The sequence below is a fragment of the Pseudomonas sp. NBRC 111119 genome (assembly GCF_001320125.1).
GTDB classification, from domain to species: domain Bacteria; phylum Pseudomonadota; class Gammaproteobacteria; order Pseudomonadales; family Pseudomonadaceae; genus Aquipseudomonas; species Aquipseudomonas parafulva.
Genome location: NZ_BCAV01000050.1, coordinates 1 through 19,120, shown reverse-complemented (window position 1 = coordinate 19,120; position 19,120 = coordinate 1). Strand labels below are relative to the sequence as shown.

The following is a 19,120-nucleotide window of genomic DNA, read 5'->3' as shown; positions in this document are numbered from 1 at the left end:
GCGTTGTCTGCACTCATAAAAAAAAGAGGCTACCACCGTGATCGATCCCCTGAACCATCTGCCGCGCCCCCAGGCCCGTGCAGACCAGCTGGCCGAGCGCTTCAGCGACCTGGCCCCACCCCTCACCGCCCGCCAGGCCGCCGTAGAAAGCGCGCGCTGCCTGTACTGCTACGACGCCCCGTGCATCAATGCCTGCCCCAGTGAAATCGACATCCCGTCGTTCATCCACCGTATCAGCGACGAAAACCTTCAGGGGGCGGCCCAGCGCATTCTCTCGGCCAACATCCTCGGCGGCAGCTGCGCCCGCGTATGCCCTACCGAAATTCTCTGCCAGCAGGCCTGCGTGCGGAACAATGCCCAGGAATGCGCACCCGTATTGATCGGCCAGTTGCAACGCTATGCACTGGATAACGCGCACTTTACAGAACACCCGTTTCGGCGCTCACCGGCCACCGGCAAACGTATCGCCGTGGTCGGTGCCGGCCCGGCCGGGCTGTCGTGCGCCCACCGCCTGGCACTGCATGGGCACGAGGTGGTGGTGTTCGAAGCCAGTGACAAGCCAGGCGGCCTGAACGAATACGGCATCGCCCGCTACAAGCTGGTGGACGACTATGCCCAGCGTGAAGTGGCATTTCTGCTGGGCATTGGCGGTATCGAAATCCGCCACGGCCAGCGCCTGGGCGGCAACCTCAGCCTGGCCAGCCTGCGGGAGCAGTACGACGCGGTGTTCCTGGGCCTGGGCCTGAATGCCGTGCGCGCCTTGGGCCTGCCGGATGAACATGCCCCGGGGCTGCTGCCGGCTACCCACTACATCCGCGAACTGCGTCAGGCCGATGACCTGAGCCAGTTGCCCCTGGCCGACCGCTGCCTGGTGATCGGCGCCGGCAACACTGCCATCGACATGGCCGTGCAGATGAGCCGCCTGGGTGCACGCGACGTCAACCTGGTGTACCGCCGCGGCCACGCCGACATGGGCGCCACGGACCACGAGCAGAGCATCGCCAAGGCCAACCAGGTGCGCCTGCATACCTGGGCACGCCCCGACACCGTGCTGCTGGACGAAGCCGGGCAGGTGCGCGGCATGCGCTTTGCCCGCACCACCCTGGCAGAGGGCCGCCTGAGCGACACGGGCGAAACCTTCGAACTGGCCGCCGACGCCATTTTCAAGGCCATCGGCCAGTGCTTCGACGATGCCAGCCTGGCCGACCCGGCCGCCGCCCAGCTGGCGCGCGAGGGGGAGCGCATTCGGGTAGACGCGCACATGCGCACCAGCCTGCCGGGCGTGTACGCCGGAGGCGACTGCACCGCGCTGGGCCAGGACCTCACCGTGCAGGCAGTGCAACACGGCAAGCTGGCGGCTGAAGCCATCCAAGCCCAACTGATGACCAACGTGGAGGCTGCGTAATGGCTGACCTGTCGATCGAATTTGCCGGCATCAAGGCACCCAACCCGTTCTGGCTGGCGTCAGCGCCGCCAACCGACAAAGCCTATAACGTGGTACGGGCCTTCGAGGCGGGCTGGGGCGGCGTGGTGTGGAAGACCCTGGGCGAAGACCCGGCTGCGGTGAACGTGTCGTCGCGCTACTCGGCGCACTACGGCGCCAACCGCGTGGTGCAAGGCATCAACAATATCGAGCTGATCACCGACCGCTCGCTGGAAATCAACCTGCGTGAAATCACCCAGGTAAAGCGCGACTGGCCTGACCGGGCGCTGATCGTGTCGCTGATGGTGCCGTGCGAAGAAAACGCCTGGAAATTCATTTTGCCTCTGGTGGAAGCTACCGGTGCAGATGGGATCGAGCTGAACTTCGGCTGCCCCCACGGCATGCCCGAACGCGGCATGGGCGCCGCAGTGGGCCAGGTGCCGGAGTACGTGGAAATGGTCACGCGCTGGTGCAAGGCCTACTGCTCGCTACCCGTGATCGTCAAGCTCACGCCCAACATCACCGATATCCGCCAGTCGGCACGCGCCGCGCACCGGGGCGGGGCCGATGCGGTGTCGTTGATCAACACCATCAACTCCATCACCAGCGTCGACCTGGAGCGCATGGTGGCCCACCCCATCGTTGGCGACCAGAGCACCCACGGCGGCTATTGCGGGTCGGCGGTAAAGCCGATTGCCCTGAACATGGTGGCAGAGATCGCCCGCGACCCGGCGACCCACGGCCTCCCCATCTGCGGCATTGGGGGCATTGGCAGTTGGCGGGATGCCGCCGAGTTCATCGCCCTGGGCAGCGGTGCGGTGCAAGTGTGCACGGCGGCGATGCTGCATGGCTTTCGCATCGTGGAAGACATGAAAGACGGGCTGGCGCGCTGGATGGACCAGCACGGGCATCGCAGCCTGGAAGCATTCCGTGGCCAGGCGGTGGGGCACACCACTGACTGGAAGTATCTGGACATCAACTACAAGTCCATCGCCCACATCGACCCGCAAACCTGCATTGGCTGTGGTCGCTGCCACATCGCCTGCGAAGACACATCACACCAGGCGATCGCCAGCACCCCTGCAGCCGATGGCACCCATGTTTACCAGGTGATCGAGGAAGAATGCGTGGGCTGCAACCTGTGCCAGATCACCTGCCCGGTGCAGGACTGCATCGAGATGGTGGCCCAGGACACCGGCAAGCCCTACCTGAACTGGACCCAGGACCCACGCAACCCCTACCGCGAGGCCAGTTGAGGCCAAGCCTGCGCATCAGGGCTCCAGGCCGATGCCCCGCAGGATCACGCAGGTCACTGTCTGCACCGCGCTTTCAAAGGCGCGGTCAGACAGCGGCTTGCCGCCGTTGAGCAGGGTTACCTGGAAACCGAAGTCCGCGTAGTGCTGGGTGGAAGCCCAGATCATGTACAGCAGCGCAGACGGCTCCACCGGCTGAATGCGCCCCTCTTCTACCCAACGGCGGATCTTGGCCTCCTTCAGCCGGGCCCAGGGCACCAGGCTTTCGCTGAGGTTGATGCCCAGCACCGGGGCACCGTGCAGCATCTCCTCGGCCCAGATCCGCGAACCCAGCGGCCGCGACCGGGAATGGCCCATCTTCGCCCGTATGTAGCTGGTCAGCACCACACGCGGGTCATCGAAATGCTCGAAGCACTGGGCGTCCTGCTTCCATTCCTCCAGCAAGTCTTGCAGCACGGCACGGAACAGCTCGTCCTTGGTGGTGAAGTAGTAGTGCAGGTTGGAACGCGGCAGCCCGGCCTGCTCGGCGATGTCGCCCATGGACGTGCCGCCGTAGCCCTGCTCGGCGAACACTTTTTCCGCCGCTTGCAGAATTTTTTGCACGTTACGCCGGCGTATCTCGATCTTGTGGTTGGCCATCAGCCCACTGCCATCTGAAGGTAATACGCAAGATTACCCCATGTAGGACGGTAGGCCGCAAAATGGCCACGTCTGCTACCCACACCTCGCCCTGTCCCGCGCCGGGCACTGTGCCCGGTGCAAGTTGATGGCCGTATTGATAATGCCGATATGGCTGAACGCCTGCGGGAAGTTACCCAGCATGCGCTGGTCGGCCGGGTCGTACTGCTCGGCCAGCAGCCCCACGTCATTGCACAGGCCGGTCAGCCGCTCATACAGCGCCTGCGCTTCGGCCTGGCGCCCCAACAGCACATACACATCCGCCAGCCAGAACGAACACACCAGGAACGTGCCCTCGCCTGCAGTCAGGCCGTCACCGCAGCTGTCGGTGTCATAGCGCAGCAGCAGGCCGTTTTTCAGCAGGCGCTGCTCGATCTGCTCCAGCGTGCGCAGAAAACGTGGGTCTTCTGCGGGCAGGAAGCCGGTCAGGGCAATGTGCAGCAGGCTGGCATCCATCTCCGCAGAACCATACGCCTGGACGAAGTGACTGCCCCCGGCATCCAGGCCCTGCTCGCATACCTCCTGGTGGATCTGGTCGGCCACCTGGCGGTAATGGCGGGCCTGTTCGCGGCCTTCTTCCGTGGTTTCGGCAAGCCCGGCGGCACGGTCGAACGCCACCCAGGCCATGACCTTGGAGTGCACGAAGTGCTGCCGACCGCCGCGCACTTCCCAGATGCCTTCATCCGGGTCACGCCAGATGCTTTCGAGGTACGGCAGGATCAGCCGGGCGATGGCGGCACTGCGTGGGTGCCGAGGCAGCCCGCCGCGAATGGCCTGGCTCATGGCATCGGCGAGCTCGCCGTAGATGTCCAGCTGGGTCTGCGCCGATGCCGCGTTGCCTACGCGCACCGGCTGGGAGTGCTCGTAACCGGCCAGCCACGGCAGGGTGTACTCCTGCAAGTCCCGTTCACCGGCCAGGCCGTACATGATCTGCATCTGCTCGGGGTTGCCGGCGACCGAGCGCAGCAACCATTCGCGCCACGCCTGCGCCTCTTCGAAGTAACCCAGGTTCATGAACGCCAGCAAGGTCATGGTGGCATCGCGCAGCCAGCAGAAGCGGTAGTCCCAGTTACGCTCACCGCCCAGGCGCTCGGGCAGCGAGGTGGTCACTGCGGCGACGATGCCCCCGGTAGGTGCGTAGGTCATGGCCTTGAGCACCAGCAACGAGCGGCGCACCAGCGCGGTGTACGGCCCCACCTCCGGGCAACGGAAAGCAAAGGTTTCCCACTGGTCCACAGTGTCCTTGAGCGAGGCGTCGACATCCTGGTCAGGCTGCACCGGCAGGTGCGACAGCTGGTGGCGCAGGCTGAAGACCTGCCGCTCGCCAGCGCCCACCCGGAACCGCGCACCGGTGTGGTGATCGCGGGCGTGGGGCGGCACGCTGGTCGCCAGAATCAACCGGTCCGGCCCCGCCACGGCGCTGAGGGTAAGGGGCGCCAGGCGCTCGACCCAGGGCACCGTGCGCCCGTAGTCGAAGCGCATCACCAGGTCCATCTCGAAGTTGATTTCGCCGCTGATCCCCTCGACGATGCGCACCACCGAATTGACCTCACCCAGCGGCATGAAATCCAGCACACGGGCACGCCCGGTGGCCGTTACCCAGGTGGTTTCCAGCACCAGCGTGTCGTCCAGGTAGCGCCGGCTGCAGTGCTCCACGGGGTCGCACGGCGCCAGGCGCCACCGGCCGTTTTCTTCGTTGCCCAGCAGCGCCGCGAACACCGCAGGGGCATCGAAACGCGGCAGGCACAGCCAGTCGATCGAGCCGTCCTTGCTGACCAGGGCAGCACTGCGGCAGTTGCCCAGCAGGGCGTAGTCTTCAATATGAGCGGGCATTGAGGCTCCTGTGTGTGATTGCTGTTGGGCTCAACCCAAGCGGTGCCACTCGCGCTTGTCGCGGGCGAGCAACGCATTGCCCGCTTCGGGCCCATCTTCCCCTGCCGCGTAATCGTGCACCTCGCCGCCCGCTGCCCAGGCATCCAGAAACGGCTGCACCGCCCGCCAGCCGTTCTCGATGTTGTCGGCGCGCTGGAACAACGTCTGATCGCCGGTGAGGCAGTCGTAGATCAAGGTCTCGTACCCGGTGGCAGGGGTCATCTTGAAGTAGTCCTTGTAGGCAAAGCCCAGCTCCACGTTTTCCATCACCAGCTCGGGGCCAGGGCGTTTGGCCTGCAGGTCGAACCACATGCCCTCGTTGGGCTGGATCTGGATTTTCAGGTAGTTGGGCTTGGGCCGCTCCAGCTCCGACTCGCGGAACTGGGCATAAGGCGCAGGCTTGAAGCAGATGGCGATTTCGGTGTCACGCACGCTCATGCGTTTGCCCGTGCGCAGGTAGAACGGCACGCCGGCCCAGCGCCAGTTGTCGATCATCACCTTCAGTGCGACGAAGGTCTCGGTCTGGCTGTCCTCGGCAACGTTCTCTTCCTGGCGGTACCCGGCAATCTGCTTGCGCCCCTGCTTGCCAGCCACGTACTGGCCACGCACGGAGTTCTTCAATGCCATCTTGGTGGACCAAGGCCGGATGGCACCGATGACCTTGGCTTTTTCGCCCCGCACGGCATCGGCGGCAAACGCGGCAGGCGGCTCCATGGCCACCATTGCCAGCAGCTGGAACAGGTGGTTGGGTACCATGTCGCGCAACGCGCCAGTGCTGTCGTAGAAGGCCCCCCGGGTTTCTACGCCCACGGTTTCAGCTGCCGTGATCTGGATGTGATCGATGTAGTGGTTGTTCCAGAATGATTCGAACAGGCCGTTGGAGAACCGGCTGACCATGATGTTCTGCACCGTTTCCTTGCCCAGGAAGTGGTCGATGCGGTAGATCTGCCGCTCGTCCATCACCTTCAACAAGCAGGCATTGAGCGCCTGTGCGCTGGCCAGGTCGGTGCCGAAGGGTTTTTCAACCACCAGGCGGCGAAAACCACCGCCCGATTCATCCAGCAGGCCCGCCTCACCTAGCCGCTGGGCCACTTCGGGGAAAAAGCGCGGTGAGGTGGCGAGGTAGAAAATGGCGTTGCCGTGGCGGGTTTTGTTGACCCGTTCGGCGATGGCCTGGTACGTGGCCGGGTCCATGAAATCGCCGGTCTGGTAGTCCAGGCGTTTGGCCAGGCCGGCCCAGAGGGTTTCGTCCAGGCTGGCAGGCGCACCTTCGCCGCCCTTGTCGCGCTCGGCGATGAAGGTGTGCAGGCGTTCGGCAAATTCCTCGGCGGTGGCAGTGTTGTGGTCCACACCCACAATGCGCAGGTTGCGGTCCAACAGGCCATCACGGCTGAGGTTGTAAAGCGCCGGCATCAGCAGGCGCTTTACCAGGTCGCCATTGGCGCCAAACAGAAACAGGGTGCACGGTGGGGCAGCGGGGGTTTTCTGTTTTTTGCTCATTCAGGTTTTTTCTCGACGTGGCCACCAAACCCCAGGCGCATGGCCGAGAGCACTTTGTCACCGTAGGTACCCTGTTGCTGCCGGGAGCGGAACCGTGCGAACAGCGCGCTGGACAGCACCGGCACCGGCACCGCCTGCTCTACCGCGGCGTCGACCGTCCAGCGGCCTTCGCCGCTGTCCGACACCGAGCCGCTGAACTGGGCAAGCTGAGGATCGGCCGCCAGCGCATCGGCGGTGAGGTCCAGCAGCCAGGACGTCACCACGCTGCCGCGTCGCCACACTTCGGCAATTTCCGCAACGTTCAGGTCGAAGCGCTGGTCCTCGGGCAATTCGGTACCGCCCTTGCTGCGCAGCAGGTCGAAGCCTTCGGCATAGGCCTGCATCAGCCCGTACTCGATGCCGTTATGCACCATTTTCACGTAGTGCCCGGCGCCAGGCGGGCCAGCGTGGATGTAACCGTGCTCGGCACGCTGGTGTTCACCGCTCAGGCCATGGGTACGCGGGATTTCACCCACGCCAGGGGCGAGTGCCAGAAACAGCGGCTCCAGCCGCTCGAACACGTCCTTTTCGCCGCCAATCATCATGCAGTAGCCACGCTCCAGCCCCCACACGCCACCGGACGTGCCCACGTCCAGGTAATGCAACCCGCGCGTGGCCAGCTCGGCGGCGCGGCGCATGTCGTCCTTGTAGAAGGTGTTGCCGCCGTCGATGATCGCATCCCCCGGTTCCAGCAGGTCGGCAAGCTGGGCGATGGTCTGTTCGGTAGGCTCGCCTGCCGGCAACATCACCCACACCGCACGGGGTGCCTGCAGTTGTGCTACCAATGCGCCCAGATCCTGGGCAGCCTGGCTGCCCTCACCTTCCAGCGCGGTAACGGCATCCAGGTTGCGGTCGTGCACCACGGTGTGGTGGCCGGCGCGCATCAGCCGCCTTGCGATATTGCCGCCCATGCGGCCAAGCCCGACGATTCCCAATTGCATGAGCCGATGCTCCCCTTCTGAATTCTGGAATGGATGACGACAGTTCAACCTTTCAGGTTAGTCCAGCGCGCTGCGCGAGGGTTCAGCGACGAACGGCACAAGGCCATGCGCCGCTTCGTGGACCACGCTGCATTATGACGCACCATCACAGTGCAGCCATGATGTTCAGTGCCCCGCAGCCTGCCCTCGGATGTGCCCCACCCGGGCCCGCTTGCGCTGGCGGCGCAAGCGCCAACGTTTGCGTCTGGCACGGGGCCTGACAATAGTGACCAGCGGGTCACATTTGTCACATTTTCTACCCTACACTCGATTGTCGGCCCAGCTTTTGCTGGGGGTGTAAGTGACGAAAATAAGTCGAACTTTCACGAAAGCCGGCAGGTCAGGACATAAGTAGGCCAACGCAATGGGAAATTCGCCCAATCGGCCCACCCACCCCAGACAGTCCATTTGCCTTTCGGCCGGAATGCCGATTGAGCCGCGCTCGTGCGCATGACCCAGGGGCATGGAACGCAGTACGCAGAATTTAGAAACAGAGAGAACCACATATACGTAATACGGCCGCGTTATCAGCACCCGGCCAAGCTTAGGGATGGAGAGAAAGAATGATCAGTGCCGCTGTCGAGCCACATGTAGCTACCTTATTCACCACGGACCATCGCGAACCGCTCATCCCGGAGCTCCCCCCGGCAGGCAAGGCACCCGGCGCCCAACGCCAGAACAACCCGAACAAGCGCAAGGTGCTGTTCGTGACTTCGGAAATTGCCGACCTGGTCAAGACCGGCGGCCTGGGTGACGTCTCCGCCGCCCTGCCCCGCGCCCTGGCGCACCTGCATGATGTACGGGTGCTGATCCCCGGCTACCCCCAGGTGATGGACAGCGACAACCCCATTCACATCGTGGGTGAACTGGGCGGCCACGCGGCCCTGCCCCCCTGCAAGATCGGGCGCATGGACCTGCCCGACGGCCTGGTGATCTATGTGCTGATCTGCCCTGAGCTGTACCAGCGCCCCGGTACCCCGTACGCTGCCGAAAACGGCCGCGACTGGCCGGACAATCATATCCGTTTCGCCCGCCTGGGCCTGGCCGCCGCCGAGATTGCCGCCGGTGAAGGCATGATCCACTGGAAGCCCGAGCTGGTACATGCCCACGACTGGCCTGCCGGTTTGGCGCCTGCCTACATGCACTGGCGCGGCCTGAGCACCCCTACCCTGTTCACCATTCACAACCTGGCCTACCAGGGCGTGTACAGCCGTGCCTGCAGCCCGGAACTGGCGATCCCCGACCACGCCATGCAGCAGGAAGGCATGGAGTTCTACGGCAAGCTGTCGTTCCTCAAGGCAGGCCTGGCTTACTCCAGCCACATCACCACCGTCAGCGCCACCTACGCACAGGAGATCACCACGCCGGAGTTTGGCTGCGGCCTGGATGGCTTCCTGGCCAGCAAGGCCCAGCAGGGGCTGCTGGGGGGTATCCCAAACGGTATCGATGACAGCTGGGATGCCGCCACCGACACCTACCTGCAGCACAACTTCAGCCTCAACGATTGGGACGGCAAGGCGCGCAACGCCGAGGCGGTGCGTGAACTGTTCGAACTGGAACCGTCCGAAGGGCCGTTGTTTGCCGTGGTGTCGCGCCTGGTCTACCAGAAAGGCCTGGACCTGACCTTGGGTGTTGCCGAATACATTGTCGAGCAAGGCGGCCAGATCGCGATCATCGGCCGCGGCGAGCCCGAAGAAGAGCAGGCCATGCGCGAGCTGGCCCTGCGCCACCCGGGCCGTATCGGTGTACGCATCGGCTTCAACGAAACCGATGCTCGGCGCATGTTCGCCGGCAGCGACTTCTTGCTCATGCCGTCGCGCTACGAGCCCTGCGGCCTGAGCCAGATGTATGCCCAGCGCTTTGGCTCGCTGCCGGTAGCCCGCAACACCGGCGGCCTGGCCGACACCATCGAGAACGGCGTCACTGGCTTCCTGTTCAATGAATCGACCGTCGAAAGCTACCGCGAAGCGCTGAGCCGTGCCTTCTACATCTACCAGAAGAAGGACCTGCTCAACGCCATGCGCTGCCTGTCGATGACGCAGCCATTCAACTGGTGCCAAGCCGTTGAACCCTATGCGCGCCTTTACGAGGACCTGGTCAAGCAGGCTCACCTGGCTTATTACTGAAAAAGGGGTCGAAGATGCACAGGCATGGCGCACACTCACTGGACGCCACGTCGGCGCGCTTCGCCCTCTGGGCACCCGACGCGCGCAGCGTGAGCTTGGAACTGCAGCAACAACCTGGGGTTGAATTAAAGGCAGAGGGTGGCGGCTGGTTTACCGTTGATGCACCTGCCAAGCCCGGGGACCGCTACACCTATCGCATTGACGGCAAGCTGCAAGTGGCCGACCCGGCATCGCGCTTTCAGCCTGAGGGCGTTCACGGCCCAAGCCAGCTGGTGGATCTGGCTGGCTATGCCTGGCAACACACCTGGCAGGGCCGGCCTTGGCATGAAGCAGTCATTCAGGAAGTGCACGTCGGCGTGCTGGGTGGCTATGACGGCGTGGCACGCCAGCTGCCACGCATGGCCGCAACCGGCATCACCGCTATCGAACTGATGCCCGTTGGCGAGTTCCCGGGCACCCGCAACTGGGGCTACGATGGCGTGCTGCCCTACGCGGCGCAGCACACCTATGGCACCCCCGTGCAGCTGTGCAGCTTGATCGACCAGGCCCACGGCCATGGCCTGATGGTGATGCTGGACGTGGTTTACAACCACTTCGGGCCGGACGGCAACTTCCTGCATGCCTACGCTGGCCCCTTCTTCCGTGAAGACCGCCAGACCCCTTGGGGCGCGGCCATCGACTTCCGCCGCCCGGAAGTGCGCGAGTACTTCATCCAGAACGCCCTGATGTGGCTGTGCGACTACCGCTTCGACGGGCTGCGCCTGGATGCCGTGCACGCCATCGACCAGCCCGACTTCCTGGTTGAACTGGCCCGTCGCGTGCGCGAGGCGGTGGAGCCTGGCCGGCAGATTTGGCTGGTGCTGGAGAACGAGCACAACCAAGCGTTTCTGCTGGAACAAGGCTTTGATGCGCAGTGGAACGATGACGGCCACAACGCGCTGCATGTATTGCTCACAGGCGAGACCGAGGGCTATTACGAAGACTACAAGCACCAGCCGATCAACAAGCTGGCCCGGTGCCTGAGTGAGGGCTTTGTCTTCCAGGGCGAACCCAACCGCCATGGCCAACCCCGCGGCGAACCGAGCGGGCACCTGCAGCCCAGCGCCTTTGTGCTGTTCCTGCAGAACCACGACCAGATCGGCAACCGGGCGATGGGCGAGCGCCTCACCCGCCTGGCACCGCCTGCCGCGCTGCGCGCTGCCACGGGGTTGCTGTTGCTGAGCCCGATGATTCCGCTGCTGTTCGTGGGCGATGATGACGGCAGCCGTGCACCGTTCCTGTTCTTCACCGACTTCCACGATGAGTTGGCCGACGCGGTGCGCGAAGGCCGCCGGGGCGAGTTCGAGCACTTCGCCGCGTTTGCCGACCCGGAGCAACGGGCGCGCATCCCCGACCCCAACGCCCGGCAGACCTTCGATGACTCGCGGCCCGATGCACAGGATGTGCTGGCGGGCTGGCACGGGCTGTACCAGCAGTTGCTGGCGGTACGTCGGCAACAGTTGATGCCGCGCCTGCCTGGCACCCGTGCTCTGGGTGCAGAAGTGTTGGCAGACAAGGCACTCAGCGCCCGTTGGCAGCTGGGTGATGGCAGCACGCTACGCATCGACCTCAACCTCTCCGAGCAGCCGCTCACGTTGCATGCGCCGCCTGCCGGTGCCTGCCTGTTCGACAGCGGCGACACGGCCCACCCGGGCTCTACCCTTTCCCCTTACAGCTGCGTGGTCACCTTACTGCCCGCTGGCCAGGAGGCGCCATGAGCGAAACCTTGCTCCATAAACTGGCCAGCGCAGCCGGGTTGGCACGCGACTGGGTCGATGCCAACAACAAGCCGCAGCAAGTCACTGATGACGTGTTGCGCCAGGTGCTTGAAGCGCTCGGCCATGCTGCGGCGGATGATGCGCAGGTTCGCGAAAGCCTGGCAGACCTCCAGCACAGCGACGATGCCGACCATGTGCCCCCGTTGTTGACTGCAGACCAGGGCGAGCCGCTCGACCTCTCACGCTATTTTGCCAGCGGCGCAGCAGTGCGCTGTGAACTGGAGGACGGCAACCAGACGGAACTGGCGCTGGACGCCCATGCCCGGCTGCCCGGCACCCTGCCGGTGGGTTACCACCAGCTTGAGGTGTCAGGGCATGCGTTCACGCTGGCCGTGGCACCAGCCGGCTGCCTGTCATTGCACGAGGTAGCCGAAGAAGCCCCCGCACGTTGCTGGGGCCTTTCAGCGCAGCTCTACAGCCTGCGCCGCCCCGGTGACGGGGGTTATGGCGACTGCCTGGCCCTGGAACAGCTGGCCCGCAGCGCCGCCGAGCGCGGCGCAGATGCACTGGCCATAAGCCCTATTCACGCATTGTCCGCCTTCGAGCAGGAGCACTACAGCCCCTACTCACCCTCCAGCCGCCTGCTGCTGAACACCCTATATGCCAGCCCGGCCGCCATCCTGGGGGAGCGCGCTGTAAGGACGGCCATCGTCAGCAGCGGGCTTGAGCAGGCACTCGAAGCGCTGGAGCAGGAACCGCTGGTGGACTGGCCGCGCGCAGCCGACTTCCGTTTCCAGCTGCTGCGTGCGCTGTACAAGGATTTTTGCCAGGGCGACCACCCCCTGCGCGCCGATTTCGAAAGCTTCCGCGACGACGCCGGCGAAGCGCTGGAGCATCACTGCCGCTTCGAAGTACTGCAAGCCAAGGCGGTGGACGAAGGCCTGGGCGCCGACTGGCGCAAGTGGCCAGCCGAGTGGCGCGACCCGTATCACCCAAGCGTGCAGAGCCTAGCCGAAAGCTACCCGTCCAGCGTGGAATTCCATGCGTTCTGCCAATGGCTGACCGAGCGCAGCGTGCGCCGTGCTCAACAGGCCGCCACAGGCAACGGCATGGGCATCGGGCTGATTGCCGACCTGGCGGTGGGGGCCGATGGCGCGGGTAGCCAGGCCTGGAGCCGCCAGGACGAATTGCTGGCCAACCTCACCGTGGGCGCTCCGCCCGACATCCTCAACCGCGCCGGCCAGGACTGGGGCATTTGCGGGTTCTCACCCGAGGGCCTGAAGCGCAACGGCTACCGCGCCTTCATCGAAATGCTCAGGGCCAACATGGCCAACGCCGGCGGCCTGCGCATCGACCACGTCATGGGCCTGCGCCGGCTGTGGTTGATCCCCCGTGGCGCCAAGCCCAGCGAAGGTGCCTACCTGAATTACCCGCTGGAAGACCTGCTGCGGCTGCTGGCGCTGGAGTCGGTGCGCAACCAGGCGGTCATCCTGGGCGAAGACCTGGGCACAGTGCCGGACGGGCTGCGCGAAGCCTTGGCGGCCAAGAATGTGTTGGGCATGCGTGTATTGCCGTTCGAGCAAGCCTCGCCCGGCAAATTCACACCCATCATGGACTGGCCCGACGACGCCCTGGCCACCACCGGCACCCACGACCTCGCCCCCGTGGCCGGTTGGCTGCAGAACCGCGATATCGACTGGAGCCACCGCCTGGGGCTGGTCGATGCCGCCACCGAGCAACACTGGCGCGCCGACCGCCAGAAGGAACACGACGGCCTGCGCCGTACGCTGGAAACCAACTATGGCCCGCTTGAGGACACCTCTGCCGTGATCGATGCCGCTATCCGTTATGTAGGCCATACCCGCGCACCCCTGGTACTGGTCCCGCTCGAAGACCTGCTCGGCTTGGACGAACAGCCCAACATGCCCGGCACCACCGATGGCCACCCCAACTGGCGCCGCCGCTTTGCCCTGCCCGCCGACCGCATGCTGGACGATGCAGACGCCGCACGGCGCCTGGAGCTGCTGGCCCAAGCCCGCGAGCAAGCCTGGGAGCGCGACCGATGAAGCCGCTTACCGCCACGCTGCGCCTGCAATTTCACAGCGACTTCACCCTCGACCACGCCCTGCCGCTGGTGCCCTACTTCGCCCAGCTGGGCATCAGCCACCTGTACGCATCGCCCCTGCTGAAAGCCCGCGCAGGGTCGCGGCACGGCTACGACGTGGTCGACCCTACACAGGTAAACCCGGAACTGGGCGGTGAGGCTGCCCTGGAGCGCCTGGTGGCCGCTTTGCGCCAGCACGGCATGGGGCTGATCGTAGACACGGTATCCAACCACATGGCCGTGGGCGGGGCCGACAACCCGTGGTGGCAGAGCCTGCTGGCGTGGGGCCGGCGCAGCCCCTATGCCGAATTCTTCGATATCCAGTGGCACTCGGCCGACCCATTGCTGGCTGGCCAGTTGCTGCTGCCGTTCCTGGGCAGCGACTACGGCGTGGCCCTGAAAGAGGGCGAGATCCCGCTTGAATTCGACAAGGCCAACGGCGTACTCCAGATTGCCCATTACGAGCACCGCTTCCCGATTTGCCCGGTGGACTATGGCTGGATCCTGGCGCTAAGTCCGGACCCGGCGCTGGCAGCCCTGGCTGAGCACTTCACTGCCTTGGGCGATTCGGCTGCACCCGTGGAGGAAGCCCTCCCCCTGCAAGCCGAATTGGCGCGCCTGGTGCGCGAAGGTGCCGACCTGGAGTCGGCATTGGTGGCCTTCGACAGCCGCAGCGAAGCGGGCTTCAAGCGCCTGCACCTGCTGCTGGAACGCCAGACCTATCGCCTGGCCAGCTGGCGCACGGCAGCGGACGACATCAACTGGCGGCGTTTCTTCGACATCAACGAACTGGGCGGCCTGCGGGTCGAACGCTCGGTGGTGTTCGAAGCCACCCATGCCAAGCTGTTCGAACTGATCGAGCGCGGCTTGGTGGACGGCCTGCGCATCGACCACATCGACGGCCTGGCCGACCCACGCGGCTACTGCCGCAAGCTGCGCCGCCGCGTCACCAGCCTGATGGCCAGCCGCCCGCCGCAGGCGTCGCTTGAGCACTTCCCCATTTATGTTGAGAAGATCCTGGGCGTGGATGAGCACCTGCACCGCGACTGGCTCACCGACGGCACCACCGGCTACGAGTTCATGAACCAGGTGTCGCTGCTGCAGCACGACCCCGCCGGCGAAGTGCCACTGACGGAGCTGTGGGCGAATGTGAGCGAGCGCCCGGACTACGCCGAAGAAATCCGCCTGGCGCGGCACCTGGTGCTCAACGCCAGCCTGGCCGGTGACTGCGAGTCGGTGGCCCAGGCATTGTTGCAGGTGGCGCGCAACGACCTGATGACCCGCGACCTGTCCTTGGGTGCCATTCGCCGAGCGTTGCAAGCACTGGTGGCGCACTACCCGGTGTACCGCACCTACTTCAACGCCTGCGGCAGGCCGGCTGAGGACGAGGGCTTTTTCCAGCAGGCCCTGGAAGGCGCCCGGCAAGACCTCAGCGAGGCAGACTGGCCCTTGCTGGAGCAAATGGAGAAGTGGCTGGGTGGCGAAGGCTGGCGCCAGCTGCCGCCAGGGCGGGCACGCAAGCAACTGCGCCATGCCTGTGTACGCTTCCAGCAACTGACTGCCCCCAGCGCCGCCAAGGCCGTGGAGGACACCGCCTTCTACCGCAGCGCACGCCTGCTGTCGCGCAACGATGTGGGCTTTGAAGCCGAGCGCTTTGGCGCACCACTGGACGACTTCCACATTGAGGCGCAGCGGCGCTTGCGGGACTTCCCCGATAACCTGCTGGCCACTGCCACCCACGACCACAAACGCGGCGAGGATACCCGTGCCCGCCTGGCGGTGCTCAGCGAACGTGCGCCCTGGCTTGCCAGCCGCCTGGAGCACTGGCGCGAGCTGGCCGAGCCGCTGCGTGAGCCGCTGGACGACGGCGTGGCCCCCAGCCCCGGCGACGAGTACATGCTGCTGCAAACCCTGCTGGGCACCTGGCCTCTGGGCCTGGATGTGCATGACCACCAAGGCCTGGAGCAGTACGCCGAACGGGTTCGTCAATGGCAGCAGAAGGCCCTGCGCGAGGCCAAATTGCGCAGCAGCTGGAACGCACCCAACGAAGCCTATGAAGCCAGCTGTGTACGCTACCTGGATGGCCTGCTGCTGAACGACGACCACCTGCAGCTGCGCAAGTCCGTGGCGGATGCCACGCAGCTGATCAGTTGCCCCGGCGCGCTCAACAGCCTGGTGCAGGCCCTGATGCGCATGACCGTGCCTGGTGTGCCCGACCTGTACCAGGGCAACGAGTACTGGGATTTCAGCCTGGTCGACCCAGACAACCGCAGGCCGGTGGATTACCCGGCGCGGCGCGCCTCGCTGACCGACAGTGCGCCGCTGCCCGAGCTGCTGGCTAATTGGCAGGACGCACGGGTCAAACAGGCATTGGTTGCGCGTGTGCTCGACTGCCGCATGGCCCACCCTGAGCTGTTCCGCCGTGGGGCCTACCTGCCCCTTGCCGTGCAAGGCAAGCACGCCGACAAGGTAGTGGCATTTGCCCGCCTGGGGGACAGCGAACGGGCGGTGATCATTGCGCCACGCCTGGCCAGCTCGCTGCTGGGCGCGGCTGCGACGCCCCTGATCCCACCTCAGAATTGGGACGATACGCGGGTAATTCTGCCGTTTGCCTTTTCCCCGGCCAACTCGACTGGACTTTTCGGCGCAAGCGTTGTCAGCCCTGTAAGAGAGTTGAAGTTAAGCGCCGTACTTTCCGAGTTTCCGGTCAACGTGTTGATCGAACACAACTAGCATTCAGGAGCGTCACGATGAGTGTCAACGATAAGCGGATACGCGAGTTTGCCTATCAGATCTGGGAGTCGGAGGGCAAACCGGAAGGTCACGAAGAGCGCCATTGGGAAATGGCGCGCAAGCTGGTCGAAGCGGAGGCCCTGGCCCCCGATGCAAAAGCCAAGGGCAAGGCCAAGCCTGCACCAAAGGCCAAACCCGGGGACAAACCCGCTGCCAAGCCCAAGGCATCTGCGGCGCCCAAACCACCGGCCGACCCCAAGGTTGCAGCGCTGCCTGCAGGCGACAAGCCTGCCGCTGCCAAAAAACCTCGCGCTGTGAAAAAACCCACCGCGAGCTGAGCCTTCAACGGTTCTGCCGCTGGCAGGCAGCCACTGACCACGAGCGATTCGTGAACCAGGCCTGTCGGCGGCAGAGGCGTAGCAATACCCACACTATCCAGCCCTATACGGCCATTCGAGGATTGCCATGAGCCCGCGCACCCCAAAGAAAACCCGCTCCGTTGCACCATCGCGCATTCGCGAAGGCTTACCGTTCCCCCTCGGCGCCAACTGGGATGGCCTTGGCGTCAACTTCGCCATCTTCTCGGCCAATGCCACCAAGGTTGAACTGTGTATTTTTGACGCCTCTGGCGAGAAGGAACTCGAGCGCATCGAGTTGCCGGAATACACCGACGAGATCTACCACGGCTACCTGCCCGACGCTCACCCTGGGCTGGTTTACGGCTACCGCGTACACGGCCCCTACGAGCCGGAAAACGGTCACCGCTTCAACCCCAACAAGCTGCTGATCGACCCCTACGCCAAGCAGCTGGTGGGCGAACTGAAATGGTCCGAAGCCTTGTTCGGCTACACCATCGGCCACCCCGATGGCGACCTGTCGTTCGATGAGCGTGACAGTGCCCCCTTCGTGCCCAAGTGCAAGGTCATCGACCCGGCCTTCACCTGGGGCCGTGACCAGCGCGTGCAAACCCCGTGGGACCGCACCATCGTCTACGAGGCCCACGCCAAGGGCATCAGCATGCGCCACCCGGCAGTGCCGGAGAAGCTGCGCGGCACCTTCGCCGGCCTTGCCAATGACGAGCTGCTCAAGCACATCAAGGACCTGGGCGTTTCCAGCATCGAACTGCTGCCCATTCATGCCTTCGTCAACGACCAGCACCTGCTGCAGAAAGGCCTGAACAACTACTGGGGCTACAACAGCATCGCCTTCTTCGCCCCGCACCCGGCGTACCTGGCCAGTGGCAAGATCGCCGAATTCAAGGAAATGGTTGCGCACCTGCATGATGCCGGCCTGGAGCTGATTCTGGATGTGGTCTACAACCACACCGCCGAAGGCAACGAGATGGGCCCCACGCTGTCGATGCGCGGCATCGACAACGCTTCGTACTACCGCCTGATGCCGGACAACAAGCGTTACTACATCAACGATTCCGGCACTGGCAACACCCTGGACCTGAGCCACTCCTGCGTGCTGCAGCTGGTCACCGATTCGCTGCGCTACTGGGCAGGCGAGATGCACGTCGATGGCTTCCGCTTCGACCTGGCGACCATTCTGGGCCGCTACCACGACGGCTACAGCGAACGCCACAGCTTCCTGGTAGCTTGCCGCCAGGACCCACTGCTGCGCCAGGTGAAGCTGATTGCCGAGCCCTGGGACTGCGGCCCTGGGGGTTACCAGGTGGGTAACTTCGCGCCGGGCTGGGCTGAATGGAACGACAAGTTCCGTGACACGGTGCGGGCCTTCTGGAAAGGTGACGAGGGCCAGTTGGCAGACTTTGCAGCGCGCATGACGGGCTCTGGCGATCTGTTCAACAACCGCGGGCGCAGGCCGTACTCGTCGGTGAACTTCATCACCGCCCACGACGGCTTCACCCTGCGCGACCTGGTCTCGTACAACGAGAAACACAACGAAGACAACGACGAGAACAACCAGGACGGCACCAGCAACAACGTGTCGTGGAACTGCGGCGCCGAGGGCCCTACCGAGGACCCGGAAATCAACGCCCTGCGCATGCGCCAGATGCGCAACTTCTTCGCCACCCTGCTGTTCGCCCAAGGCACGCCGATGATCGTGGCGGGGGACGAGTTCAGCCGCACCCAGCATGGCAACAACAACGCCTATTGCCAGGACAGCGAAATTGGCTGGGTGAACTGGGACCTGGATGACGAGGGCCAGGCCCTGCTGACGTTCGTCCGCCGCCTCACCCGCCTGCGCCTTAAATACCCCGTGCTACGCCGCTCGAGCTTCCTGGTGGGTGATTACAACGAGGCCATTGGGGTGAAGGACGTCACCTGGCTGGCGCCGGACGGCAACGAGATGAGCGTGGAGCAGTGGGAAGACCCGAATGGCCGTTGCCTGGGCATGCTGATCGACGGCCGTGCCCAGGTCAGCGGCATTGCACGGCCGGGTGCCGAGGCGACGGTGCTGCTGATCGTCAACGCGCACCATGACACCGTGCAGTTCAAGTTGCCGACCGTACCTGAGGGTAACCACTGGGGTTGCGTGATCGACACCGACCGGCCGGAGCTGCGTAAAGCGCAGCAGCTGGAATTCGACAGCACGTTCGATGTGACCGGGCGTTCGGTGGTGTTGATGGTGTTGGAGCGAGAAGAGGAGTAAGGCCAGGTCGCGGCTGGGGGTTTTGCCGTGGCGTAT

At 64.7% G+C, this 19,120-nt stretch carries 12 protein-coding genes; 8 read left to right on the top strand and 4 right to left on the bottom strand.

Annotated features, from left to right (window positions below):
* Positions 1-37 precede the first annotated feature (37 nt).
* Both APH25_RS18400 and preA read left to right on the top strand, forming a co-directional pair.
* The gene (locus tag APH25_RS18400) at positions 38-1,405 is read left to right on the top strand and encodes an NAD(P)-dependent oxidoreductase (RefSeq protein WP_060482925.1); all 1,368 of its coding nucleotides are present in this window, start codon (positions 38-40) and stop codon (positions 1,403-1,405) included.
* Positions 1,405-2,679 (top strand): NAD-dependent dihydropyrimidine dehydrogenase subunit PreA, encoded by a 1,275-nt coding sequence (gene preA / locus APH25_RS18395; RefSeq protein WP_060482924.1) that lies wholly within the window; start codon positions 1,405-1,407, stop codon positions 2,677-2,679. The genes APH25_RS18400 and preA overlap by 1 nt, the downstream gene beginning before the upstream one ends.
* 15 nt (positions 2,680-2,694) lie before the next feature.
* Here preA and APH25_RS18390 read toward each other — a convergent pair whose 3' ends face one another.
* From APH25_RS18390 to gnd, 4 genes are all read right to left on the bottom strand, one after another.
* A complete protein-coding gene (locus APH25_RS18390) occupies positions 2,695-3,315 on the bottom strand; it encodes a TetR/AcrR family transcriptional regulator (RefSeq protein WP_060482923.1) in 621 nt (206 codons plus the stop codon).
* Between the two features lie 75 nt (positions 3,316-3,390).
* Entirely contained in the window at positions 3,391-5,187 is a 1,797-nt protein-coding gene (locus APH25_RS18385; protein WP_028632319.1) for a glycoside hydrolase family 15 protein, read from the bottom strand.
* 30 nt (positions 5,188-5,217) lie between these two features.
* Positions 5,218-6,726: a glucose-6-phosphate dehydrogenase gene (zwf, locus tag APH25_RS18380; RefSeq protein ID WP_060482922.1), complete on the bottom strand. Its 1,509-nt coding sequence runs from the start codon at positions 6,724-6,726 to the stop codon at positions 5,218-5,220.
* Positions 6,723-7,706: a phosphogluconate dehydrogenase (NAD(+)-dependent, decarboxylating) gene (gnd, locus tag APH25_RS18375; protein ID WP_060482921.1), complete on the bottom strand. Its 984-nt coding sequence runs from the start codon at positions 7,704-7,706 to the stop codon at positions 6,723-6,725. The genes zwf and gnd overlap by 4 nt, the downstream gene beginning before the upstream one ends.
* Before the next feature lie 602 nt (positions 7,707-8,308).
* On the opposite strand from gnd, the gene glgA reads away from it, so the two are divergent.
* From glgA to glgX, 6 genes are all read left to right on the top strand, one after another.
* Positions 8,309-9,871 (top strand): glycogen synthase GlgA, encoded by a 1,563-nt coding sequence (gene glgA, locus APH25_RS18370; RefSeq protein ID WP_060482920.1) that lies wholly within the window; start codon positions 8,309-8,311, stop codon positions 9,869-9,871.
* Between the two features lie 14 nt (positions 9,872-9,885).
* On the top strand, positions 9,886-11,628 hold the full coding sequence (gene treZ / locus APH25_RS18365) for a malto-oligosyltrehalose trehalohydrolase (protein ID WP_060482919.1): 1,743 nt from the start codon (positions 9,886-9,888) through the stop codon (positions 11,626-11,628).
* Positions 11,625-13,694: a 4-alpha-glucanotransferase gene (gene malQ, locus APH25_RS18360; RefSeq protein ID WP_060482918.1), complete on the top strand. Its 2,070-nt coding sequence runs from the start codon at positions 11,625-11,627 to the stop codon at positions 13,692-13,694. The genes treZ and malQ overlap by 4 nt, the downstream gene beginning before the upstream one ends.
* Positions 13,691-16,465: a malto-oligosyltrehalose synthase gene (locus APH25_RS18355; protein ID WP_060482917.1), complete on the top strand. Its 2,775-nt coding sequence runs from the start codon at positions 13,691-13,693 to the stop codon at positions 16,463-16,465. The genes malQ and APH25_RS18355 overlap by 4 nt, the downstream gene beginning before the upstream one ends.
* Positions 16,466-16,482: 17 nt before the next feature.
* Positions 16,483-16,803 carry a DUF2934 domain-containing protein gene (locus tag APH25_RS18350; protein WP_060482916.1) on the top strand — a complete coding sequence of 107 codons (321 nt, stop codon included), beginning with the start codon at positions 16,483-16,485 and terminating at the stop codon, positions 16,801-16,803.
* A 127-nt stretch (positions 16,804-16,930) separates the two neighbouring features.
* The gene (gene glgX / locus APH25_RS18345; RefSeq protein WP_028632312.1) at positions 16,931-19,084 is read left to right on the top strand and encodes a glycogen debranching protein GlgX; all 2,154 of its coding nucleotides are present in this window, start codon (positions 16,931-16,933) and stop codon (positions 19,082-19,084) included.
* Positions 19,085-19,120: the final 36 nt, after the last annotated feature.

Bases quoted from the DNA above. Each gene is read 5' to 3' on its own strand.
- malQ (WP_060482918.1), top strand. From the start codon at position 11,625: ATGAGCGAAACCTTGCTCCATAAACTGGCCAGCGCAGCCGGGTTGGCA.
- APH25_RS18390 (WP_060482923.1), bottom strand. From the start codon at position 3,315: ATGGCCAACCACAAGATCGAGATACGCCGGCGTAACGTGCAAAAAATT.
- APH25_RS18385 (WP_028632319.1), bottom strand. From the start codon at position 5,187: ATGCCCGCTCATATTGAAGACTACGCCCTGCTGGGCAACTGCCGCAGT.
- zwf (WP_060482922.1), bottom strand. From the start codon at position 6,726: ATGAGCAAAAAACAGAAAACCCCCGCTGCCCCACCGTGCACCCTGTTT.
- gnd (WP_060482921.1), bottom strand. From the start codon at position 7,706: ATGCAATTGGGAATCGTCGGGCTTGGCCGCATGGGCGGCAATATCGCA.
- glgA (WP_060482920.1), top strand. From the start codon at position 8,309: ATGATCAGTGCCGCTGTCGAGCCACATGTAGCTACCTTATTCACCACG.
- APH25_RS18355 (WP_060482917.1), top strand. From the start codon at position 13,691: ATGAAGCCGCTTACCGCCACGCTGCGCCTGCAATTTCACAGCGACTTC.
- treZ (WP_060482919.1), top strand. From the start codon at position 9,886: ATGCACAGGCATGGCGCACACTCACTGGACGCCACGTCGGCGCGCTTC.
- glgX (WP_028632312.1), top strand. From the start codon at position 16,931: ATGAGCCCGCGCACCCCAAAGAAAACCCGCTCCGTTGCACCATCGCGC.
- preA (WP_060482924.1), top strand. From the start codon at position 1,405: ATGGCTGACCTGTCGATCGAATTTGCCGGCATCAAGGCACCCAACCCG.
- APH25_RS18350 (WP_060482916.1), top strand. From the start codon at position 16,483: ATGAGTGTCAACGATAAGCGGATACGCGAGTTTGCCTATCAGATCTGG.